Consider the following 23,685-nt stretch of genomic DNA (forward strand, 5'->3'; position numbering starts at 1 on the left):
CGTCTGGTTTCTTGATGTCTGCTCGGTGGCTGCTCGGTGCCTGCTCAGTGCCTCAGCCGGTAGCCGCTCTTGAGCAGCCGGATGGCCAGCAGCGCGAGCACCACCAGGAAGGCGGACACGATGGCCAGGCTGGTCCAGGGATTGATGTCGGACTGGCCGAAGAAGCCGTACCGGAAGCCGTCGATCATGTAGAAGAACGGGTTCAGGTGCGACACGGTCAGCCAGAACGGCGGCAGCGAGTGGATCGAATAGAACACGCCGGACAGGAACGTCAGCGGCATGATCAGGAAGTTCTGGAATGCCGCCAGCTGGTCGAATTTCTCGGCCCAGATGCCGGCGATCAGGCCCATCGTGCCGAGGATGGCGGCGCCCAGCAGCGCGAACGCGACGATCCACAGCGGCCAGGCGAACGACATGTGCGCGAACCACGCGGTGGCGATGAACACGCCCAGGCCGACGACGAGGCCGCGTACCATCGCGGCGATCGTGTAGGCCGAGAAGATTTCCCAGTGCGACAGGGGCGTCAGCAGCACGAACACCAGGTTGCCGGTGATCTTCGACTGGATCAGCGACGACGAGGAATTGGCGAACGAGTTCTGCAGCACGCTCATCATCACCAGGCCGGGGATCAGGAACGACGTGTACGACACGCCCTCGTAGACCTGCACGCGCCCTTCGAGCACGTGGCCGAAGATCAGCAGGTACAGCATGGCGGTGAGGATCGGCGCGGCGATGGTCTGCGTGGCCACCTTGTAGAAGCGCAGGGTTTCCTTGTACACCAGGGTGCGGAAGCCGGTCGACATCATTGCGCGGCCCCTCCGCCGGTGATTTCCAGGAAGATGTCTTCCAGGTCGGCCTGCTGCAGCTGCATCTCGTCGATCACGGCGCCGCTCTCGCGCAGGCGCGCCAGGATGGTTTCCACTTCCATGTATTCGTTGACCTTCAGGCTGTACTGGCGGCCCGAGGCGGACAATTGCGAACCGGTCTCGGCGTGCAGCACCAGGTGCTGCAGGTCCGGCGGCAGGTCGCCCTGCTTCAGGTGCACGATCAGCTGCGAGCCGGAGATGCGGCGGATCAGCGAGGACATGGTGTCCAGCGCCACCACCTTGCCCAGTTTCATCATCGCCACGCGCTTGCACATCGCCTGCGCTTCTTCCAGGTAGTGGGTGGTCAGCACGATGGTGTGGCCTTCGCGGTTCAGGCGCGAAATGAACTTCCACAGCGTTTGGCGCAGTTCGACGTCGACCCCGGCGGTCGGCTCGTCGAGCACGATGACGGGCGGCTTGTGCACCAGCGCCTGCGCCACCAGCACGCGGCGCTTCATGCCGCCGGACAGCGCGCGCATATTGGTGTCGGCCTTGTTGGTCAGGTCGAGGTTCTCCATCACCTCGTCGATCCACTTGTCGTTGTTCGGCAGGCCGAAGTAGCCGGACTGCAGGCGCAGCGTCTCTCGCACGGTAAAGAACGGGTCGAACACCAGTTCCTGCGGCACCACGCCAAGCTTCCTGCGGGCGGCACGGAAATCGGTCACCACATCGTGGCCATGGATCGACACGGAACCGCCGTCGGCGCGGATCAGGCCCGCGATGATCGAGATCAGCGTGGTCTTGCCGGCGCCGTTCGGCCCGAGCAGCCCGAAGAATTCGCCTTCCTCGATCGAGAGCGACACGCCGCCCAGCGCCTGCAGCGATTGATAGCGCTTCTGGACATTGCTGATTTGGATTGCTGTCATGCCTGGCTTGTTTGTGTTCTTTGCAACGCTGACCGTTGCGCTGGCGGCCGGCCCCGGACCGGTTCCGGGCCATTGCCGTTCATGCGGGAGCTCGCGCCAATCTGGCAAGAGCAACGGTCAATTATATTGGAATTTCGACCCGGTCACGCCCGGGCCGGCGGAAATACAGCGGAGAGGGGGTAAGGCGGGGGTCAATGGTGATGCAGTTCGGCGGTCTCGCAGGCTTGCGGCGATACCAGCGAACAGACGCCATACAGCTTGGTCAGGCTTTGCAGCATCGGCGGCAGGTTCACGAGGCGCAGCGTGATGCCGGCCGCGTGGGCGGCGCGTTGCCACGCCAGCATGACCGAGACGGCGGCCGAATCGACGGCCACCACGTTGCGCATGTCGAATTCGCTCTGGCCGGCCTGCAGCGCGGCGAGGCCGTGTTCCAGCGCCGCCGTGGCGTTATCGACGGTCAGCGCGGTCAGGGACAGCATGTTGTTCGAGCTGTCGTTCATGGGATTTTCGCCGTCTTTCATCTCGAAACGGGTTTCAGATACTGAGTCAGACACTGAAGGGCCGGCACAAGGCCGGCCCGGGGATGGTCACTGCTTGCCGATTACTTCTTGGCGGTGGCCAGCGGCTTGTTTGCCAGCTGCTTGTTCTTCGCGGCCAGCGTCTTGATCAGGCCATCGATGCCGCCCTTGCTGATCTCGGTGTTGAAGGTGCCCTTGTAGGTTTCCACCAGCCAGGCGCCCAGCACGTTGATGTCGTAGATCTTCCAGCCTTCCGGCGTTTTCGCGACGCGGTAGTTCAGCAGCACCGGTTCGCCGCGGGTCATGTTGACCTGCGAACGCACTTCCACTTCGGTGTCGGCCGCATCGGCGCGCAGCGGCTTGAATTCGATCGTCTCGTTGCGCACTTGCGACAGGGCGCCGGAATACGTGTAGATCAGCAGCGTGCGGAATTCGGTGGACAGCGCGCGCTTCTGTTCCGGCGTGGCTTCACGCCAGTAGCGGCCGGCGGCCAGCGCGGTCATGCGCTCGAAATCCACGTACGGCAGGATCTTGGTTTCCACCAGGTCCATCACCTTGCGGGTGTTGCCGGCCTGGATTTCCTTGTCGTTCTTGGCGGTGTTCAGCACTTCCGAGCTGATGCGCTTGACCAGTTGGTCGGGCGCTTCGTTCGCGCCTTGTGCCGCGGCGAAGCCGGTGGTGGCAAACGCGATCGTGGCGACGGCGAGCAGTTGCTTGATCAGTTTCATGTGGTTTTACCTGGGTTGGTTGTACCGATATTTACTTGTACCGATATTGGTTACACGACAATGGTGGGCCGGTTCCATGCCGGCCGCTGCGACATTATAGCGGGGGTGGCGGAGCCGGCGCTCCGCCGTTACTGTCCCTTACTGTCGCTTACTGTCCGTTACGTGGCCGGCTGCGCCGCGCCTTCGCCGGTCGGCTTCACGGCCGGCTGTTCCGGCACGTTTTCTTCCGCCTTGGTCTCCGGCACGTCGCCGTCATATACCTGGCTCTGGCGGCGCTGCAGGAAACCGTCGCGCACGAACTCGTAGCGGTCGAGCGCCGCGTCTTCCAGCAGCGACGACGCGTCGAGCAGCGAAGCACGCTGGTCGACCACGCGCACCACGCTGCCGATGGTACGGACATTGGTGGGATCCTTGTGCGACCACGGATCGGCCGCGAAGTCCAGTGGCAGGCCGGCGGTATCGCGCACCGTGGACGGGCCCAGCAGCGGCAGCATCATGTACGGGCCGGGTCGCACGCCCCAGCGGCCCAGCGTCTGGCCGAAGTCTTCCTTGTGCTTTTGCAGGCCGGCTTCGCTGGCGATGTCGATCAGGCCCAGCAAGCCGAACGTGGAATTCAGGGCGAAACGGCCGAAGTCGGAGACGGCGTCGCCGCCCTTGCCTTGCAGCAGATTATTGCCACCGGTCCAGAGGTCCTGCAGGTTGCCGAAGAAATTGTTCACGCCGGTCTGCACGAACGACGGCGTGACGTTCTTGTAGCCGGTCGCCACCGGTTTCAGCGCATAGGTATCGACCTTGTCGTTGAAATTGAAGACGGCGCGGTTCCAGTTTTCCATCGGATCGCGCTTGTCCGGGCCAACGGCGCACCCGCTCAGGGTGACTGCCGCGGCTGCGGCGAGCAGCATCGGCAAAACGGAGGTTTGACGGCGCATCGGTTTCAGTCCTTTCCTTCAGCGGCTTTGCTGTAGATGAATTGGTTGATCAGGTCTTCCAGCACCGCGGCGGACTGCGTACGGGCGATCCGGTCGCCCTGGGCCAGGTTGTTTACGTCACCCCCGGCCTCGATACCGACATATTGCTCGCCCAGCAGGCCAGCCGTGAGGATCTTGGCGGAGCTGTCCTTGGGGAACTTGTACGTCGAGTCCATCTCCAGCGTCACGGCCGCCTTGTACGATTTGTCGTCGAACGCGATCCGCGCCACGCGACCGACCACCACGCCCGACGCCTTCACGGCCGCCTGCGGACGCAGGCTGCCGATGTTGTCGAACTTGGCGGTGATTTCATACGTCTTCGCGAGCGAGAAGGTGCCGCTGTTGCCCGCCTTCAGGGCCAGGAACATCAGCGCGGCCACGCCGATCACGACGAACAGGCCGACCCACACATCCAGAGATTTGCGTTGCATTTTTACTTATCCTATCTGTTTTTCTGTAACCGCGCCGGGCATTCCCACGATGCAATTATTTGCTGGCTTACTGGCCGGCTTGTTGGCTCATTATTTGCTGAACATCAGCGCCGTCAGCATGAAGTCCAGCCACCAGATCATCAGCGACGACACGACCACCGTGCGGGTGGTGGCACCGGCCACGTCTTCCGGCGTCGGCCGCGTCTCGTAGCCCTGGTACAGGGCAATGAAGGTGATCGCGATACCGAACACCACGCTCTTGACGAAACCGTTGCCGACGTCCTTCCACAGGTCGATGCCGGCTTCCATCTGGGACCAGAATGCGCCGGCATCGACGCCGATCAGCCCCACCCCGACCAGGTAACCGCCCAGGATACCGACCGCGGAGAAAATCGACGCGAGCAGCGGCACGGCGATCACGCCGGCCCAGAAGCGCGGTGCCAGCACGCGCTGGATCGGGTTCACGGCCATCATTTCCATGGCGGACAATTGCTCGCCGGCCTTCATCAGGCCGATTTCGGCCGTCAGCGACGTGCCGGCCCGGCCGGCGAACAGCAGGCCCGTGATGACCGGCCCCAGTTCGCGGGTCAGCCCCAGCGCCACCAGCAAGCCCAGCGATTCGGAAGCGCCGTACTTGTTCAGTGTGTAATAGCCCTGCAAGCCCAGCACCATGCCGACGAACAGGCCGGACAGCGTGATGATCAACATCGAATAATTGCCGATGAAGTGCAGCTGCTCGATGACGAGGTGGGGCCGGCGCATCATGCCCGGCGACAGGCCCAGCATGGTGAAGAAGGTGCGCGCGGCGTAGCCGACGCTTTCCACGTAATCGCGCACGGTATTGCCGACGCCGGCAAGAACGCGGCGGCCGATCATTTGCGCACTCCCAGGCCCAGATCGTCGGCCAGCGACTTGCCGGGATAATGGAACGGCACCGGGCCATCCGCCTCGGCGTGCACGAATTGTTTGACGTAAGGGTCGGTCGATACCATCATTTCAGCCGGCGTGCCGTGGGCCACGATCTTGCCCTGCGACAGGAAATACACGTAATCCGCGATCGTGAACGATTCCTTCACGTCGTGCGACACCAGGATGCTGGTGGAACCGAGCGCATCGTTCAGGTTGCGGATCAGGTTCGCCGTCACGCCCATCGAAATCGGGTCGAGGCCGGCGAAGGGCTCGTCATACATGATCAGTTGCGGATCCAGCGCGATCGAGCGGGCCAGCGCCACCCGGCGCGCCATGCCGCCGGAAATCTCGCCCGGCTTCAGCGGCGCCGCGTTGCGCAGGCCGACCGCGTTCAGCTTCATCAGCACGAGATCGCGGATCAGCTCTTCCGGCAAGTCGGTATGCTCGCGCAGCGGGAACGCCACGTTTTCAAACACGGTGAGGTCGGTGAACAGCGCGCCGTGCTGGAACAGCATGCCCATCTTGCGGCGCAACAAATACAATTCCTTGGTCTTCAGCTTGTGGACGACCTGGCCATCCACGCTGACCTGGCCCTTGCTGGGCCGGATCTGCCCACCGATCAGGCGCAATACCGTGGTCTTGCCACTGCCCGAGCCGCCCATGACCGCCACGACCTTCCCTTTCTGGAAGTCCATGTGGAGCCCCGCCAGGATGGGGCGCTTCCCATACGAGAAGTGCAGATCGCGGATTTCAACGAGGTTTGCCACGGCAGACAGTCTTTATTTTTAATGCCATATTGTAATGCAGAAAGCCCATACTCTGCTGCGCAAGCCCCAGGAATGGCTTATATGACAACGGTTAAGTATTCGATGATACAACACTGCCAACTGTTGAGTCAGTAACTTACATTCCGCAAACCCTGTTAATTTTGTGCACGGCACCATTTCTTAAAACCGGGGCCAGACCCCGGTTTCAGGAAACATTTCCAGAATCTGGGGTCTGACCCCGGTTTTATGCAACACGAACTGTTGTAAAAAATCCGGGGACTGTCCCTCCCAAGGGGACTGTCCCTGTTGTTTTTGCGACAAACAAAAAGCCCGCCGGGCGGACCGGGCGGGCTTTTCGGAGAACGCCGTGGATCAGCGTGGCAGGACGGAGTGGCCCATCAGGTACTCGTCCACCGCGCGGGCGCACTGGCGGCCTTCGCGGATGGCCCACACGACCAGCGACTGGCCGCGGCGGATGTCGCCGGCGGCGAAGATGCCGGGCTTGCTGGTGACGTAGGCATTGCTGCCTTCGGTGGCGGCGCGGGCATTGCCGCGGCCGTCTTTTTCGATGCCGAAGGCTTCCAGCACTTGTTGCACCGGCGAGACAAAGCCCATCGCCAGCAGCACCAGGTCGGCCTTCATCTCGAATTCCGAATCCGGCACTTCGGCCATCTTGCCGTCTTTCCACTCGACGCGGCAGGCGACCAGCTTCTCGACTTTGCCGTTCTTGCCTTCCAGGCGCTTGGTGGCCACCGCCCAGTCGCGCTCGCAACCTTCTTCGTGCGACGACGAGGTGCGCAGCTTGGTCGGCCAGTACGGCCACACCAGCGGCTTGTTTTCCTGCTCCGGCGGCATCGGCATCAGTTCGAACTGCGTGATGGCCGCGGCGCCGTGGCGGTTCGACGTGCCCACGCAGTCGGAACCCGTATCGCCACCACCGATCACGACCACGTGCTTGCCGGTGGCCTTGATCTGGTCTTTCACCTTGTCGCCGGCGTTGACCTTGTTCTGCAGCGGCAGGAAGTCCATGGCGAAGTGGACACCCTTCAGTTCGCGGCCCGGCACCGGCAGGTCACGCGGCTGTTCCGCGCCACCGGCGATCACCACGGCGTCGAATTCCTTTTCCAGGTCTTCCGGGAAGATGGTTTCCTTGGCCCAGTTGTTCACGTTGGCGGGGAAATCCTTGCCCACGAGCGTGTTCATGCGGAACTTCACGCCTTCCGCTTCCATCTGTTCGATGCGGCGGTCGATGTGGAACTTTTCCAGTTTGAAGTCGGGGATGCCGTAGCGCAGCAGGCCGCCGGCGCGGTCCGACTTCTCGAACACGGTCACGTCATGGCCGGCGCGCGCCAGCTGCTGGGCAGCCGCCAGGCCGGCAGGACCGGAACCGATGATGGCCACTTTCTTGCCCGTCTTGTGGTCGGCCGGCTGCGGCTTGACCCAGCCGTGTTCCCAGCCTTCGTCGATGATCTTGTGCTCGATCGACTTGATGCCCACCGGGTCGTTGTTGATGCCCAGCGTGCAGGCGCTTTCGCACGGCGCCGGGCAAATACGGCCGGTGAACTCCGGGAAGTTGTTGGTCGAGTGCAGCACGTCCAGCGCCTGGCGGTAGTGGTGGCGGTACACCAGGTCGTTCCAGTCGGGGATGATGTTGTTGACCGGGCAGCCCGTGTTGCAGAACGGGATGCCGCAATCCATGCAGCGTGCGCCCTGCACCTTGGCCTGCTCGTCCGTCAGCTTGAGCACGAACTCCTTGTAGTTCTTCAGGCGCGATTCCGGGGCCAGGTAGCTTTCGTCCTGGCGCTGGAATTCCATGAAACCGGTGATTTTTCCCATTTTCTCTAATTCCTAACTGATTGGCGCGATTACGCGGCGATGGCCTGGGTTTCAGCTTCGATCGAGGCGTTATCCGCCAGTTCGACCAGAGCGCGCTTGTATTCGTTCGGGAACACTTTCACGAACTTGCCACGGCTTTCGGCCCAGTTATCCAGCAGCAGGCGGGCGCGCGTGCTGCCGGTGTGCTTGAAGTGGCGTTCGATCAGGCGCTTCAGGATCGCTTCGTCCGATTCCGGCGTGCCGTTGCGATGCTGGGCGTGCCAGGTCGACTTGTCGTCGTGGTCGGCGGCCGGCAGCACTTCTTCCAGGCTGACCATCGACAGGTTGCAGCGCTTCTCGAAATCGCCATCCGGGTCGTACACGTAGGCGATACCGCCCGACATGCCCGCCGCGAAGTTGCGGCCCGTGTGGCCCAGCACGACCACGGTACCGCCGGTCATGTATTCGCAACCGTGGTCGCCCGTGCCTTCGACGACCGCCGTGGCACCCGAGTTACGCACCGCGAAACGTTCGCCGGCCACGCCGTTGAAGAAGGCTTCGCCGGCGATCGCGCCGTACAGCACCGTGTTGCCAATGATGATGTTGTTGACGGCCCAGCCGCGGAACTCGGTATTCGGACGCACGATGATGCGGCCGCCCGACAGGCCCTTGCCCACGTAGTCGTTGCCTTCACCCACCAGGTCGATCGTGATGCCATGCGCCAGGAATGCGCAGGCCGACTGGCCGGCGGTACCCTGCAGCTGGATGTGGATCGTGTCGTCCGGCAGGCCGGCGTGACCGTAGCGCGCCGCTACTTCGCCGGACAGCATCGTGCCCACGGTGCGGTTGCGGTTCTTCACCGGCGAGATGAACGATACGCGTTCGCCCTTCTCCAGCGCGGCCTTGGCTTGCGCGATCAGCTTGTGATCGAGCGCGTTTTCCAGGCCGTGCTCCTGCTCTTCGTTGTGGTACATGCACAGGCCTTCGTTGACCCGCGGCTGGTAGAAGATGGCGGAGAAGTCCAGGCCCTGCGCCTTCCAGTGCGTGATCGCCTTCGACTTGTCCAGCAGGTCGGAACGGCCGATCAGTTCATCGTACGTGCGGATGCCCAGCTGCGCCATCAGTTGACGCGCTTCCTCGGCAACGAAGAAGAAGTAGTTCACCACGTGTTCCGGCTTGCCCTGGAACTTGGCGCGCAGCACCGGATCCTGGGTGGCCACGCCCACCGGGCAGGTGTTCAGGTGGCACTTGCGCATCATGATGCAGCCTTCGACCACCAGCGGCGCGGTGGCGAAGCCGATTTCGTCGGCGCCCAGCAGCGCGGCGATGACCACGTCGCGGCCGGTACGCATCTGGCCGTCGGCCTGCACGCGGATCCGGTTGCGCAGGCCGTTCAGCACCAGCGTTTGCTGGGTTTCGGCCAGGCCCAGCTCCCACGGCGTGCCGGCGTGCTTCACCGACGACAGCGGGGAGGCGCCCGTACCGCCGTCATGGCCGGCCACCACCACGTGGTCGGCCTTGGCTTTCGAAACGCCGGCGGCGACGGTGCCGATACCCACTTCCGACACCAGCTTCACGGAGATCGAAGCGCGCGGGTTCACGTTCTTCAGGTCGTGGATCAGCTGCGCCAGGTCTTCGATCGAGTAGATGTCGTGGTGCGGCGGCGGCGAGATCAGGCCGACACCCGGCACCGCGAAACGCAGCGTGGCGATGTAGCCCGACACCTTGTGGCCCGGCAGCTGGCCGCCTTCGCCCGGCTTGGCGCCCTGCGCCATCTTGATCTGGATCTGGTCCGCGGAGTTCAGGTATTCCGCCGTCACGCCGAAGCGGCCGGACGCCACCTGCTTGATCTTCGAGCGCAGGGAGTCGCCTTCCAGCAGCGGAATGTCGACCACGACCTGGTCCTTGCCGATGACATCGGCCATCGTCGCGCCCTGCTTGATCGGGATGCCTTTCAGCTCGGCCTTGAAGCGGTTCGGATCTTCGCCGCCTTCGCCCGTGTTCGACTTGCCGCCGATACGGTTCATGGCGATCGCCAGCGTGGCGTGCGCTTCGGTGGAGATGGAACCCATCGACATGGCGCCGGTGGCGAAACGCTTGACGATTTCCTTGGCCGGCTCGACTTCTTCCAGCGGGATCGCCTTCGACGGATCGATCTTGAACTCGAACAGGCCGCGCAGCGTCAGGTGGCGGCGGCTCTGGTCGTTGATGATCTGCGCGTACTCTTTATAGGTGTTGAAGTTGTTGGCGCGGGTCGAGTGCTGCAGCTTGGCGATCGCGTCCGGCGTCCACAGGTGGTCTTCGCCGCGCACGCGGTAGGCGTATTCGCCGCCCGCATCCAGCGATTCGGCCAGCACCGGGTCGTTGCCGAAGGCCAGGTTATGCAGGCGCAGCGCTTCGTCGGCGATCTCGAACAGGCCGATGCCTTCCACGTTCGACGCGGTGCCCTTGAAGTACTTCTGCACGACCGCCTTGTTCAGGCCCACCGCTTCGAAGATCTGCGCGCCGCAGTACGACATGTAGGTGGAGATGCCCATCTTCGACATCACCTTCATCAGGCCCTTGCCGACCGCCTTGGTGTAGTTGTACAGCGCGGTTTCCGGCGTCAGGTCGCCCGGCATCGCGTGGGCCATCTCGGCCAGCGTTTCCATTGCCAGGTACGGGTGCACGGCTTCGGCGCCATAGCCAGCCAGCAGCGCGAAGTGGTGCGTTTCGCGGGCCGAACCGGTTTCGACGACCAGGCCGGTGGAGGCGCGCAGGCCCTTGCTGACCAGGTGCTGGTGGATCGCGGACGTTGCCAGCAACGCCGGGATCGCCACGCGGTCGGCGCACACGGCGCGATCGGACACGATCAGGATGTTATGGCCGGACTTGATGGCATCGACGGCTTCCGCGCACAGCGATGCCAGCGACGCTTCCACGCCTTCCTTGCCCCAGGCCAGCGGATAGCAGATCGACAGTTCGTACGACTTGAACTTGCCGCCGGTGTGGCCGCTGATGTGGCGCAGGCGCGCCATGTCGTCGAACGACAGCACCGGCTGCGACACTTCGAGGCGCATCGGCGGGTTGACGTTGTTGGTGTCCAGCAGGTTCGGTTTCGGGCCGATGAACGATACCAGCGACATCACCATCGCTTCGCGGATCGGGTCGATCGGCGGGTTGGTCACCTGGGCGAACAGCTGCTTGAAGTAGTTATACAGCGGCTTGAGCTTGTTGGACATGACGGCCAGCGGCGAGTCATTGCCCATCGAACCGGTGGCTTCTTCACCGGCGGCGGCCATCGGCGCCAGCAGGAAGCGCAGGTCTTCCTGGGTGTAGCCGAACGCCTGCTGGCGGTCCAGCAGCGATGCCGGCAGCTTTTCGCCCGCGGCTTGAACTTTTGACCCCGTGTACTTGGCGGCGTTCTGGTGCAGCTGGCTTTCAGCCAGTTTCAGGCTGTTGAGCTTGATGCGGACTGCGTTGATCCACGCCTTGTACGGCTTGGCGTTGGCGTACGTATCCTTCAGTTCCTTGTCGTCGATGATGCGGCCGGCTTCCAGGTCGATCAGGAACATCTTGCCCGGCTGCAGGCGCCATTTCTGGATGATCTTCGATTCCGGGATCGGCAGCACGCCCGATTCGGACGCCATCACCACCAGGTCGTCATCCGTGACGATGTAGCGCGCCGGACGCAGGCCATTGCGGTCCAGCGTGCCGCCGATGTAGCGGCCGTCGGTGAAGGCCATCGCGGCGGGGCCGTCCCACGGCTCCATCATCGCGGCGTGGTATTCGTAGAACGCCTTGCGGTTGTCGTCCATGAGCGTGTGGTTTTCCCACGCTTCCGGGATCATCATCATCATGGCCTGCGCCAGCGGGTAGCCCGCCATCAGCAGCAGTTCCAGTGCGTTGTCGAAGCAGGCGGTGTCCGACTGGCCTTCATAGATCAGCGGGAACAGCTTCTGCAGGTCGTCGCCCAGCACGGCGGACTTCATCACGCCTTCGCGGGCGCGCATCCAGTTGAAGTTGCCCTTGACCGTGTTGATCTCGCCGTTGTGCGCGATCAGGCGGTACGGGTGGGCCAGCGGCCATTCCGGGAAGGTGTTCGTGGAGAAGCGCTGGTGCACCAGTGCCAGCGCGGAGATGCAGCGCGGATCCTGCAGGTCGCGGTAGTACACGCCGACCTGGTCGGCCAGCAGCAAGCCCTTGTAGACGACGGTACGGGCCGACATCGACGGCACGAAGAATTCGTTACCGTGCTGCAGCTTCAGCGCCTGGATCGCGTGGCCGGACGACTTGCGGATCACGTAGAGCTTGCGTTCCAGTGCATCGGTGACCATGATGTCGGCGCCGCGGCCGATGAAGATCTGGCGGATCACCGGCTCTTTCGCGCGCACCAGCGGCGACATCGGCATTTCCGTATCGACCGGTACATTGCGCCAGCCCAGCACTACCTGGCCTTCGATGCGCACGGCGCGCTCGATTTCCTGTTCGCAGGCGATGCGCGATGCGCTTTCCTTCGGCAGGAACACCATGCCTACGCCGTATTCACCCGGCGGTGGCAGTTCCACGCCCTGCTTGCCCATTTCATCACGGTAGAACTGGTCCGGGATCTGGATCAGGATGCCGGCACCGTCGCCCATCAGCTTGTCGGCACCCACGGCGCCGCGGTGGTCGATGTTCTTCAGGATCTGCAGACCCTGTTCGATGATCGAATGGCTTTTCTGGCCTTTGATATGGGCTACGAAGCCGACACCGCAGGCATCGTGTTCGTTGGCTGGGTCGTACAAACCTTGCGCGTTCATGGGCACTTTCTCCGAAGCTGGAAGCCGTGAACACCTACCGTGGCGGGTACGCATGGCTCCGGTTTTGCAAATTGAAAACCGAGAATAGTGCATCGCACAAGTAAACTCAACTTAATTAATTAGGGTCGGAGTCAAATTAATTGCACTAATTTTGCGCAAAATTTTAATTAGGGACATAGTGGGAGACATGAACAAAGATTGCTCGCCCCGGGAAATTTGACTGGTTCAAAGGCAAAAGTTGCCAAAATTCGGGGACAGTCCCCGAATTTTGGCAACATCTTTCGAATCAATGGATTAGCACTCAATGGGTGTTGTCGAGCTGGTTGTTAAACAACCAAAAGATGAAGCCGACTTGGAGGTCAGGCCGATGATGGCTGCTTGAAGGGCCGGCCGCGTTTGGCGGGCAGCACTTGCCGCTTGGCCTTCTGCTCCAGTTCTTTCTTGTACTTGTCGGTGCCCAGCGGCCACCCTTTCAGCACGGCGGCTTCGACAACGGCGATCTGCGCGGCAGGCAGATGCTGCGCAGACAGCTCGATGTAGGCAGCCTCCCGCTGGAACGGCGTATTGCCGAGCGACCAGTAAGAAGGATGATCGGTGACCACGTTATCCGACCGGATGCCCGCATGGTGGCCGTAGCTGGACCACGGGTACTCTTCCGCCGCGCTCGCCACGCCGGCACGCACCGGTGCGGCTTCGAGATAACGGCAGCAGGTCAGCAGGAAGTTGTCGGCATCGATGACCGAAGTCTTGTACCGCCCATGCCACAGGGTGCCGGCGCGGCCGTATTTCTGGTTGAAGTAAGGGACATAGCAGCGGCCCAGCCACTGCATCATCTGGCCCAGCCCTTCCTCGTCGGAGGGCGTCGCCAGCAGATGCAAGCCGTCCGGCAACAGCACATAGGCGTGGATGGCGACCTTGTAGGTCCGTGCCGCGGCGCGCAGCCAGGCAAGGAAGGTCGTGTAATCGTCCGTATCCTGGAAGATGTGCTGGCCGTTTAGGCCACGCTGGATCACGTAATGGGGCTGGGAAGGAACGACGAGTCGGGGCAGGCGGGCCATACCAAGTTAGGAAATCGGTTGAAACAGCCATGATACTCCGGCGGCTGCGACCCTGTCCCTGATTGTTTACGGAAATTGAAATTTCCTGCTCGCTCTGTCCCTTTTTATTGTTGAGCTTGTTATTTCTGAGCCTGCTGATTGCCCGGCCGGCTCGGTGCCGACACCGTTACGACAAATTGAAACTGGTCGACAGGCTGTATCCCTCGCCATACGCGCTGCGCAGCGGCAGGTCCTGTCCCAGCCCGGTACGCGCCTTCTTGCGCAGGCGGTACACCAGCATGTCCACGCGGCGCCCGGCATCCGGATCGTCGCCGCCGATGCCGGCCACGATGACCTGCCGCGGCACGGGCCGCGTATTGATCGTCAGCAAGTGCAGGAAATTGCATTCCTTTTCCGTCAGCGTGATCGCCTGGCCCTGCAGTTCGAGCTGGCGGGCCGCCAGGCGCAGGGTCCACTTGCTGGGCGCCGGCGCCGTTTCCTGCGGGCCGACACGACGGTCCAGCGCCTCGATATGAGCAGCCAGTTCGGGGAACTTGATGGGCTTGGTCAGGTAGTGGTCGGCCCCCAGGCGCAGGCCGAGGATGCGGCTGTCGAAATTGACCCGTCCCGTGAGCACGAGCAAACCGATCTGGGGGTACAATTGGCGCATCCTCGGTATCACATTGATACCGTCCTCGTCGGGAAGACCAAGGTCCAGCACGACGACGCCGACATTACCCTGGCTCAACGCGGACCACATCTCGCCCGCGTTGCTGGTAATGCTGACACCGTGTCCTAATTCCCCCAGGTAATCCGCCATTTCTTCGGCGTATTCCAGGTTGTCTTCCACGATCAATATCTGCGTCATCGATGGCCATTTAATGTTGTTTCGTTACTCAAAGAATTATCACGGGAGTAACGATCCGGTGCAAGGTTTATACAGCAACGGGAAGCCAAATCCGGAACTTCTTGCCGCTTTCCGGCAAGTTTTGCACGCTGAGCGTGCCACCGTGCACTTCAATCACCGCTTTGGCCATGTATAAGCCAATACCGGACCCGGCGATGCCCACCGCCGCAATGCCCCGGTAACCCTTGTCGAACAGCCGGCCGATTTCCCCTTCCGGTATCGGCGGGCCCCGATCGGCGACAGTGAATTCGATCCCGCCGCCGTCCGCCTTGCCTGCCCACAATTCGATGGGCGACCCCGGCGGCGTGTACTTGATGGCATTGTCCAGGAGCACGTCGAGGCACATGCGCATGCCTTCCGGGTCGGCGCGCACCCATGCCGGCGCATCGCCGCCGTGCACGACGATGCCAGGCCGGCGCACGCGGGCATGCGCGGCCGCCGCTTCCAGCAAAGCCGCCGGCTCGATGCCGTTCTCGCGCTGACGCCGCCCGATCGCCGCCAGCCGTTCCGGCGACAGGTATTCGTCGACCATGCCGAGCAGCCGGTCCACCGCGGCCTGGATCTTGTGATAGCGCTTCGTGGTGCCTTCGTCGGCACCCTTGTCTGTCATCACCAGGCGCTGGATGGCACCATCGATGGTGGCCAGCGGTGAACGGAATTCGTGCGACAGCATCGACGCGAACTGTTTTTGCTGGTGTTCGAAAGCGCGGCGCGCACTGATGTCGCGCGCCACGCCGACCAGCCGTCGTTCGTCCACCAGCGTGGATTCGATCTCCACGGCAATACCTTCCAGTTCCGCTTCGCGCAGCACGGTGTGGCGGGTACCGTCGCCCTGCCGGAAACGTGCCAGCCGTTCCGGCAAGTCGTGCAGCAGCGGCGCGGCAATGGCCTGGGCACGCTCCAGCACCTGCTCCGGCGACCAGCCGAAGCGCCGTGCGGCAACCGGGCTGACGTACAGCAGCTGCCCGGTCACACAGTCGAGCATCCAGTGGATGTCGGTGCCATGCTCGAGCAGCAGCTGGTAGTCAGCTTTTTCCATGGCCGGCCGTCAATCGACCAGCGGTGCGAAGATCTGCTGCAGGTCTTCCTGCGTCAGCGCCATTTTCTGCGACTCCCCTTCGGCCAGCACCGATTGCGCCAGGTCGGCCTTCTTCTGCTGCAGCACCTGGATCTTTTCTTCCAGCGTGCCCTTGGCAATCAGTTTATAGACGAACACCGGCTTGTCCTGCCCGATACGCCAGGCGCGGTCGGTGGCCTGCTGTTCGGCCGCCGGGTTCCACCATGGATCGTAGTGGATCACGGTATCGGCCGCGGTCAGGTTCAGGCCGACGCCGCCCGCCTTCAGGCTGATCAGGAAGATCGGCACGGCGCCCTGCTGGAACGCGGCCACCTGGGCGCCGCGGTCGCGCGTTTCGCCGGTCAGCAACGCATACGGGATATCGCGCGAATCCAGTTCTTCCTGGATCAGCTCCAGCATCGACGTGAACTGCGAGAACACGAGGATCTTGCGCTTTTCTTCCAGCAAGTCTTCCAGCATCTGCATCAGGTCGGCCAGCTTGGCGGACCCGGCGGCCTGCTGCTTGCGGGTCGACAGCGTTTTGACCAGCCGCGGATCGCAGCACACCTGCCGCAGCTTCAGCAGCGCTTCCAGGATCACGATCTGGCTGCGCGCCACGCCCTTGCGGTCGATTTCCTCGCGCACTTTCTGGTCCATCGCCAGCCGCACGGTTTCGTACAGGTCGCGCTGGGCGCCGGTCAGCTCGACCTTGCGCACCATTTCCGTCTTCGGCGGCAGTTCCTTGGCCACGCTGTCCTTCGTGCGGCGCAGCAGGAACGGCTTGATCCGGCGATTGAGCAACATCCGGCGCAACGGGTCGTCCTGCCGCTCGATCGGGTGGCGGAATTGCGAATTGAACGCTTTTTCATCGCCCAGCAAGCCCGGCAGCAGGAAGTGAAACTGCGACCACAGTTCGCCCAGGTGGTTTTCCAGCGGCGTGCCGGACAGGCACAGCCGGTGCTTGGTGCGCAGCAGGCTGGCGCTTTGCGCCGCCTTCGAGCGGGTGTTCTTGATGTAGTGCGATTCGTCCAGGATCACCATGTGGAAATCGTGCTCGCGCAGTTTTTCCTCGTCGCGCGGCAGCAGCGCATACGTGGTCAGCACCAGGTCCGCTTCGGGGATCTTGTCGAACAGCTCGGCGCGGTCCTTGCCCTGCAGCAGCAGCACCTTCAGGCTGGGCGCGAAGCGGGCCGTCTCGTCCTGCCAGTTGCCCATCAGCGAGGTAGGCGCGATCACCAGCGTCGGGTGCGTCATCCGCCCCGATTCCTTTTCCACCAGGATGTGCGCCAGTGTCTGCACTGTCTTGCCGAGACCCATGTCGTCGGCCAGGATGCCGGCCAGCCCGTACTCGCGCAGGAATTGCATCCACGACAGGCCTTCGGACTGGTAATCGCGCAGCGTGGCTTGCAGGCCGGCCGGAGTGGCCACCCGCTTGACCGACGAGAACTGGTTCAGCCGGCGCCCCATGTCCCGCAACTCTTCGCCGCCCGTCCAGTTGAACTCGCCCGTGCGGGAGAGTTCGTCCAGCCGCGCCGCGTCCAGCGTGCTCATGCGAACGCTGTGGCGGATCTTGTCGTTGAAGTACAGTTCGCCCAGCGTGCCGAGGATCGGTCTCACGCGGGCCCAGGGCAGCGCCACGCGGGTGCCGCCGGGCAGCGTGGCCAGCATCTGGTCCGTTTCGCCGTGCATGGACAGCGCCTTGGCGCTGAAGTCGTTCGGCATGTTGCGGATCATCTGCACCAGCACCGGCAGCAGCGGCACGCGTTCGTCGTTCACGGTGATGCCCAGCTCCAGCTCGAACCACGCATGGCCCGTTTCCGCGCCCTCTTCCTCGATCTCGGCATACCACTCGTCGACCGCCGTCACGTCATAGCGGTATTTCGACGTCTTCTCGACTTGCCAGCCTTCCGCCTGCAGCGCTTCGATGCCGGATTCGGCGAAGCGGATCCAGTCGGCCTGGCTGGCCAGCAGCAGGCCGCCGCGCACGGATGACAGCGGCAAGGCGGTCGGCTTGCGGAAGCCCAGGTGGGTCAGCGTGTCGAGCGCGGCATTTTCCAGCGCCTCGTTGCGGACGATGATCTCGGTCACTTCGCCGCGCTGGCGCACCACGCGCTGCGACGGATCGAACGACACGCGCTCGCCATCGTAGTCATAGGACAGCACAGCGTAGTCGTGCCATTTCTGCACCGACCCGTCGGACAGTTGCGCCGCGTCGAGCACCAGGATCGGCCGCGGCCGGACATCTTCGCGCAGGCGCTGCGGCAGGGGCTGCGGCAGCGGCATCAATTGCTGCAAGCCATGGGCCAGCAGCAACTGCGACACGCGCATTTTGTCATTCGGCATTAGCAATGGCGCTTGAGCAACCAGTGCCTGCAGTTCGGCCAGCGGAATGTCGGCGCCGCCCTGGTTCAGGTTCAGCACGCCGCACGACAGGTTGTCGATATACCACGGCGGTTCGGTGGGCAGCATGTAGTCGATCTGGTCGGCACCGGGGTGGCGCGCGCCGCCGGGCGCATGCTCGGGCGCCTCCACTTTCCAGCCCAGCCGCAAGCCCTTGCCTTCCTCGCGCCAGGCCAGGTTGGCGGTGCGCGCCTGGCCGGCCTTCATCGGGTAGACGAGGCCGTTGCCGACGTCCGCCCAGGAGTTTGCCCACAGCAATTTTTCCTGCTCGGACAGCATCTGCAGCAGTGCCGCGCCGATCTTGCCGCGCGGTTCGGTGGCGCTGCCGGTCGGCGAATTCGGGCCGGTGCGCATGGCCACGAAGAAGCGCACCAGGTCTTCGTCGCCCGGTTCCAGGAACGGCGGCGGTGCCGACAGCAGCGAAAACACTTCATTGACGGGGCTGGCGGCGGCCACGTCGCCGTTCGGGCGCAGCCGCGCCTTGTACAGTGCCAGCGCCACATGGCGGCCGCCGGACGTGGGGGCGAGCACGTAGATCAGCTTGTAGCTGGTCTGCTTCGGATCGGGATCGACCGGGGCCAGTTTTGCTTTCGGGTGCGCAGCCGCGTCGACCCGCTGCAACCAGATGGCAACCGCGTACGGCAGCTGGGTTGCCGGCGGGCTGGGGGGAGCGGAGGCAGGGGCAGCAGGAGTTGCAGGAGCTTCGTCGCGGGTCAAATCCATTGGTCGCATCGGTGTATTCAGGACGGTTCAAAAACAGCAACATGCAATATTATCCGCCAACAGCCTTTCTGTGTTTGCTTATGTTCTAACTTATCGGCGCAAGTCCCGTGGCGCGGTGGCGTCATGTATCATCAAAGGCTTGTCTGTTGAGAATAGAACACATGCTGCCTTCCATCGAACAACGCCTGGCCGCCGAGCTGGCCGCCAAGCCGGCCCAGGTGGCCGCCGCGATCGCCCTGCTGGACGAGGGCGCCACTGTCCCCTTCATCGCCCGCTACCGCAAGGAAGCCACCGGCGGGCTCGACGATATCCAGCTGCGCCTGCTCGAAGAGCGCCTGCGCTACCTGCGCGAACTGGAAGACCGCCGCGAAACCATCGTGGCGTCGATCACCGAGCAGAACAAGATGACGCCGGCGTTGCTCGACGCCATCCTGCACGCGGAAGACAAGACCCGGCTGGAAGACCTGTACCTGCCCTACAAGCAGAAGCGCCGCACCAAGGCCCAGATCGCCATCGAGGCGGGCCTGGCGCCGCTGGCCGACAGCCTGCTGGCCGATCCCGCCCTGGATCCGGAAAGCGTGGCCGCCCAGTACCTGCGCGAAGCCTTCACGACGCCGGACGGCAACAACCCCGGCGTGGCCGATACCAAGGCGGCACTCGATGGCGCCCGCCAGATCCTGATGGAGCGCTTCGCCGAAGACGCGAACCTGGTGCAATCGCTGCGCGAATACGTGCAGGATCATGGCGTGGTGGAATCGAAAGTTATCGAAGGAAAACAGGATGAAGGCGAGAAGTTCGCCGACTACTTCGCTTACTCGGAGCCGCTGTCCACCGTGCCGTCGCACCGTGCGCTGGCCCTGATGCGGGGCCGCCGCGAAGGCGTGCTGGAGGTGACGCTGCGCCTGGACACCGAAGCGGAAAAGCCGAAATGGGATGCCCCGCACAACCCGTGCGAAAGCCGCATCGCCGCCCGCTTCGGCATCAAGGCCGCCGGCCGCCCCGCGGACAAGTGGCTGGCCGACACCGTGCGCTGGACGTGGCGCGTGAAAAGCTTCATGCACCTGGAAACCGAATTGATGGGCGCGCTGCGCGAAAAGGCCGAGCTCGATGCCATCAATGTGTTCGCCACCAACCTGAAAGCCCTGCTGCTGGCGGCGCCGGCCGGCCCGCGCGCGACGATGGGCCTGGACCCCGGCTTGCGCACCGGCGTGAAGGTGGCGGTGGTCGACGCCACCGGCAAGGTCGTCGATACCGCCACCGTATACCCGCACCAGCCGCGCAACGACTGGGAAGGCACGCTGCATACGCTGGGCCAGCTGGCGGCGAAGCACAATGTGTCGCTGATTTCGATCGGCAACGGCACCGCGTCGCGTGAAACGGACAAGCTGGCGCAGGACCTGATCAAGCGGAATCAAGAGCTCAAGCTCCAGAAGATCGTCGTTTCCGAAGCGGGTGCGTCGGTGTATTCGGCATCGGAATTCGCCTCGCGCGAATTGCCCGACATGGACGTCTCGCTGCGCGGCGCCGTCTCGATCGCGCGCCGCCTGCAGGATCCGCTGGCCGAACTGGTCAAGATCGATCCCAAGTCGATTGGCGTGGGGCAATACCAGCATGACGTAAGCCAGACGCAGCTGGCGCGCACGCTGGACGCCGTGGTCGAGGATTGCGTGAACGCCGTGGGCGTGGACGTGAATACCGCCTCGGCACCGCTGCTGGCGCGGGTCTCGGGCCTGTCCGCCGGCGTGGCGCAGAGCATCGTCAGCTACCGCGACCTGAAGGGTGCCTTCACGTCGCGCGCGGCGCTGAAGAAAGTGCCCCGGCTGGGCGACAAGACCTTCGAGCAGGCGGCCGGCTTCCTGCGCGTGATGAATGGCGACAACCCGCTGGATGCCTCGGCCGTGCACCCGGAATCGTATCCGGTGGTCGAAAAGATCCTGGCCGATATCAAGAAGGATATCAAGTCCGTGATCGGCGCCAGCTCGGTGCTGAAGACCCTGTCGCCGGCCCGGTATGCCGATGAAAAATTCGGCGTGCCGACAGTGACGGATATCCTGAAGGAACTGGAAAAGCCGGGCCGCGACCCGCGCCCCGAGTTCACCACCGCCACCTTCAAGGAAGGCGTGGAAGAAATCGCCGACCTGCGGCCGGACATGATCCTGGAAGGCGTGGTCACCAACGTGGCCGCGTTCGGCGCCTTCGTCGACATCGGCGTGCACCAGGATGGCCTGGTGCATATCTCGGCGCTGTCGAACAGCTTCGTGAAAGACCCGCACACGGTGGTGAAGGCGGGCCAGGTGGTCAAGGTGAAGGTGCTGGAAGTGGACGTGAAGCGCAAGCGCATCGCCCTCACCATGCGCCTGTCGGACAGCGCGCCGGCGCCGGGTTCCCGCCCGGAACAGCGCGCCGGCAGCCAGGAGGATCGCCGCAACGACCGCCGCGCCATGGGCCAGCAGCAGAAGAACGGGGCGCGCGAGCCGGCCATGGGCGGTTCGATGGCGGCCGCTTTCGCCAAGCTGCGCGGCTGACGGAAGAAATAGGGAAAAAGCCACGCAACACACCACCCTCCCTGCGTTGCGGTCAGGAATCCTTGACGCTGAGCAGCCGCCCCGCCACCCGGGCCAGCGCATACAGCGCCAGCGACATCACGGCCGAAGAGCAGATCAGCACGCTGGCCCAGGCCAGTTCGTCCAGCTGGCGCAGCGCCAGCGTGCCGCTGACCAGCGGCGGCACCTGGATGCCGGCGATGATCAGCATGGCGATGGCCTGGCGGCGATAGGCGCTCACGCGGGCCGGCGCATGCGTGAAGATGTCGCGTGCCTCGCCTTTCGGTGCGCGCCACAGCATCCAGCTCATCGAGTGGCCCGCCAGTTTCCAGCCGGCGGCGGTGGGCGCTTCCGCATAGTGGGGGTCTTCGATTTCCCGGGTGGAGGCAAAGTCGATCCGGTAGTCGTAAGGCTCGGGCAGATCGGTGCGGAAGATGTAGATGCCGAACGGCGCCACCGATTCCAGGTGCCGGCCCTGGGCCGACTGGCTTTCCAGCCAGCGTTCGATGCGCTCGGGATGCCATGCGGCGCCCAGCTTGACTTTCCTGACCCGCCTGTTGCCCTGCGCCACTTCCATCCCGCGATCCTCCTGTCATGCCTTCGAGAGCGCTACCAGCGGATTATGGTAGCACGGTGGCAACTGTGCACCGCAGCACAAAAAGCTACAGTGCGTTGGCGGCACGGTGTGGGCGGCGGCCCTGGTACCGTGCGGGGCAGCGGCGCGGCGCGGCGGCTTTCCGCCACACGGCCGCAGCCTGCAGCGGGCACGGGAATCCCTGTAAAATGCCGGTGTTCCGATATTTTCGTTTTTTTCTTATTGAGGCAGCTATGAGCGACGTACAACAGTGGATCAAGGAAACCGTGACCAGCACTCCGGTAGTGCTGTTCATGAAAGGCACCGCGCAATTCCCGCAATGCGGTTTCTCCGGCCGCGCGATCCAGATCCTGAAGGCATGCGGCGTCGAGAACATCGCCACCGTCAACGTGCTGGAAGATGGTGAAGTGCGCCAGGGCATCAAGGAATACTCGAACTGGCCGACCATTCCGCAACTGTACGTGCGCGGCGAATTCGTCGGCGGTTCGGACATCATGAGCGAGATGTACGAGTCGGGTGAGTTGAAGAAGCTGCTGGACAACAACGGCTAAGCACCCATGACCGGGCGCGCGCGGCGGATCGTCGTCGCCATCACGGGCGCCACCGGCGCCGTGTATGGCGTCCGGTTATTGCAGACACTGCAAACGCTTCCAGGCGTCGAATCCCACCTGGTGATTTCGGACGCCGCCATCCTGACCTTGCACGAAGAAACGGGCCTGGCACGGCGCGACGTGGAAGCGCTCGCCCATGTGGTGCACAAGGCCCATAACGTGGGTGCCTCGATCGCCAGCGGCTCGTTCCTGACCGATGCGATGGTGATCGCGCCCTGTTCCATGAAAACGCTGGCCGCCGTGGCGCATGGCCTGGCGGACAACCTGGTGGCGCGGGCCGCGGATGTGATGTTGAAGGAGCGCCGCCGGCTGGTGCTGATGGTGCGCGAGACGCCGTTCAACCTGGCGCACCTGCGCAACATGACGGCGGTCACGGAAATGGGCGGTATCGTGTTTCCGCCGCTGCCGGCCTTTTATCACCGTCCGCAAACGATCGACGACCTCGTCGACCACACGGTGGCACGCGTGCTCGACCTGATCGGGCTGGAAACGGCGGGCAGCGCGGCGCCGCGCTGGAACGGCCTGGGCGGCTGAAGGCGGCAGCGGCAACAGGTGCCGGCGCAGGCTGGCCGGAATCAAGCTACCCGGAATCAAGCTTTCAGGAAGACAGCTGTGCGGAATTAATTTCCAACATCAGGCCGCCCGGCAATCAGGCGCCCGACATCAAACTGCCCGGGAACACGGTGCCCCAGGCAATCCCGCTGGATTACTTCGGATAGTTGACCCGCACGAGCATGCGGATGAATTCGCGCGCGATCTGGCGGTGATGTTCGTCGAGGCGCTGCAAGTCCGCGATCAGTTTCACGTCGGCCGACTCGAAACGCGACGGGCCATTGCCGCCTTCGCCTGCCGGTGCGGCCGATTCCGGTCCGCCGAAACGCAGCCATTCCGCCGGCACGCCCAGCCACTGCGCGATCATCCGGAGCTTTTCCTGCGTGGGGATCGCCTCGCCGACCAGCCACTTGCGCGCGGCATGCACGGTAATCGGGCGCCCTTCGAACCGGATGTTGAATTCCCGCGCCAGCCGTGTCGGGCTGTCCGGGGAGTAGTGGGCGTTTTTCAGAGCCTGCTGGAGCCGCTGGCTGAAGCTTTCGCGTTCATTCAAAGAATTCATAGTTGCACTATTTCACGTCACGATCTGAAAGTCAGTCTCAAGTGCGCTC

19 protein-coding genes are annotated in these 23,685 nt (G+C 63.5%); 3 read left to right on the forward strand and 16 right to left on the reverse strand.

The genetic code is table 11. The features are described 5' to 3' along the window. Positions 1-44: 44 nt before the first annotated feature. From OU994_RS00790 to OU994_RS00855, 14 genes are all read right to left on the reverse strand, one after another. Positions 45-806 (reverse strand): ABC transporter permease, encoded by a 762-nt coding sequence (locus OU994_RS00790; RefSeq protein WP_131148618.1) that lies wholly within the window; start codon positions 804-806, stop codon positions 45-47. Then, positions 803-1,732, reverse strand: a complete 930-nt coding sequence (locus tag OU994_RS00795) for an ABC transporter ATP-binding protein (protein WP_131148617.1) — start codon at positions 1,730-1,732, stop codon at positions 803-805. Before OU994_RS00795 ends, OU994_RS00790 begins: the two co-directional genes overlap by 4 nt. Before the next feature lie 191 nt (positions 1,733-1,923). Continuing rightward, complete coding sequence (locus OU994_RS00800) at positions 1,924-2,232, reverse strand: lipid asymmetry maintenance protein MlaB (RefSeq protein ID WP_131148616.1); 309 nt, start codon at positions 2,230-2,232, stop codon at positions 1,924-1,926. Between the two features lie 101 nt (positions 2,233-2,333). After that, entirely contained in the window at positions 2,334-2,978 is a 645-nt protein-coding gene (locus OU994_RS00805) for a phospholipid-binding protein MlaC (protein WP_131148615.1), read from the reverse strand. A 158-nt stretch (positions 2,979-3,136) separates the two neighbouring features. Further along, positions 3,137-3,907: a VacJ family lipoprotein gene (locus OU994_RS00810; protein WP_131148614.1), complete on the reverse strand. Its 771-nt coding sequence runs from the start codon at positions 3,905-3,907 to the stop codon at positions 3,137-3,139. 5 nt (positions 3,908-3,912) lie between these two features. Then, positions 3,913-4,377 carry an outer membrane lipid asymmetry maintenance protein MlaD gene (mlaD, locus tag OU994_RS00815; RefSeq protein ID WP_281609233.1) on the reverse strand — a complete coding sequence of 155 codons (465 nt, stop codon included), beginning with the start codon at positions 4,375-4,377 and terminating at the stop codon, positions 3,913-3,915. Positions 4,378-4,467: 90 nt separating this feature from the next. Then, the gene (mlaE, locus tag OU994_RS00820) at positions 4,468-5,253 is read right to left on the reverse strand and encodes a lipid asymmetry maintenance ABC transporter permease subunit MlaE (protein ID WP_131148612.1); all 786 of its coding nucleotides are present in this window, start codon (positions 5,251-5,253) and stop codon (positions 4,468-4,470) included. Further along, positions 5,250-6,053 (reverse strand): ABC transporter ATP-binding protein, encoded by an 804-nt coding sequence (locus OU994_RS00825; RefSeq protein WP_281609234.1) that lies wholly within the window; start codon positions 6,051-6,053, stop codon positions 5,250-5,252. Before OU994_RS00825 ends, mlaE begins: the two co-directional genes overlap by 4 nt. Positions 6,054-6,425: 372 nt before the next feature. Further along, positions 6,426-7,889, reverse strand: a complete 1,464-nt coding sequence (locus tag OU994_RS00830; protein ID WP_131148610.1) for a glutamate synthase subunit beta — start codon at positions 7,887-7,889, stop codon at positions 6,426-6,428. 29 nt (positions 7,890-7,918) lie between these two features. Continuing rightward, positions 7,919-12,649, reverse strand: a complete 4,731-nt coding sequence (locus tag OU994_RS00835; protein ID WP_281609235.1) for a glutamate synthase-related protein — start codon at positions 12,647-12,649, stop codon at positions 7,919-7,921. A 359-nt stretch (positions 12,650-13,008) separates the two neighbouring features. Further along, a complete protein-coding gene (locus tag OU994_RS00840; RefSeq protein WP_281609236.1) occupies positions 13,009-13,707 on the reverse strand; it encodes a transposase in 699 nt (232 codons plus the stop codon). 166 nt (positions 13,708-13,873) lie between these two features. Next, the gene (locus OU994_RS00845; RefSeq protein ID WP_131148607.1) at positions 13,874-14,554 is read right to left on the reverse strand and encodes a response regulator transcription factor; all 681 of its coding nucleotides are present in this window, start codon (positions 14,552-14,554) and stop codon (positions 13,874-13,876) included. 67 nt (positions 14,555-14,621) lie between these two features. Then, complete coding sequence (locus tag OU994_RS00850) at positions 14,622-15,632, reverse strand: PAS domain-containing sensor histidine kinase (protein WP_281609237.1); 1,011 nt, start codon at positions 15,630-15,632, stop codon at positions 14,622-14,624. A 9-nt stretch (positions 15,633-15,641) separates the two neighbouring features. Beyond that, the gene (locus OU994_RS00855) at positions 15,642-18,773 is read right to left on the reverse strand and encodes a DEAD/DEAH box helicase (protein WP_281609238.1); all 3,132 of its coding nucleotides are present in this window, start codon (positions 18,771-18,773) and stop codon (positions 15,642-15,644) included. A gap of 161 nt (positions 18,774-18,934) precedes the next feature. Here OU994_RS00855 and OU994_RS00860 point away from each other — a divergent pair, with 161 nt between their 5' ends. Then, positions 18,935-21,298 (forward strand): Tex family protein, encoded by a 2,364-nt coding sequence (locus tag OU994_RS00860; RefSeq protein ID WP_281609239.1) that lies wholly within the window; start codon positions 18,935-18,937, stop codon positions 21,296-21,298. Positions 21,299-21,350: 52 nt separating this feature from the next. On the opposite strand, the gene OU994_RS00865 is transcribed toward OU994_RS00860, so the two are convergent. Beyond that, positions 21,351-21,893 (reverse strand): DUF2812 domain-containing protein, encoded by a 543-nt coding sequence (locus OU994_RS00865; RefSeq protein ID WP_281609240.1) that lies wholly within the window; start codon positions 21,891-21,893, stop codon positions 21,351-21,353. Between the two features lie 251 nt (positions 21,894-22,144). Here OU994_RS00865 and grxD point away from each other — a divergent pair, with 251 nt between their 5' ends. Further along, positions 22,145-22,462 carry a Grx4 family monothiol glutaredoxin gene (gene grxD / locus OU994_RS00870; RefSeq protein ID WP_131148603.1) on the forward strand — a complete coding sequence of 106 codons (318 nt, stop codon included), beginning with the start codon at positions 22,145-22,147 and terminating at the stop codon, positions 22,460-22,462. A 6-nt stretch (positions 22,463-22,468) separates the two neighbouring features. Then, entirely contained in the window at positions 22,469-23,056 is a 588-nt protein-coding gene (locus OU994_RS00875; RefSeq protein ID WP_281609241.1) for a UbiX family flavin prenyltransferase, read from the forward strand. 172 nt (positions 23,057-23,228) lie between these two features. Here OU994_RS00875 and OU994_RS00880 read toward each other — a convergent pair whose 3' ends face one another. Continuing rightward, positions 23,229-23,636: a hypothetical protein gene (locus tag OU994_RS00880; RefSeq protein WP_131148601.1), complete on the reverse strand. Its 408-nt coding sequence runs from the start codon at positions 23,634-23,636 to the stop codon at positions 23,229-23,231. Between the last annotated feature and the right edge of the window lie 49 nt (positions 23,637-23,685).

Origin of the sequence: Pseudoduganella sp. SL102 (assembly GCF_027856995.1) — a bacterium.
GTDB classification, from domain to species: Bacteria; Pseudomonadota; Gammaproteobacteria; order Burkholderiales; family Burkholderiaceae_D; genus Rugamonas; species Rugamonas albidiflava.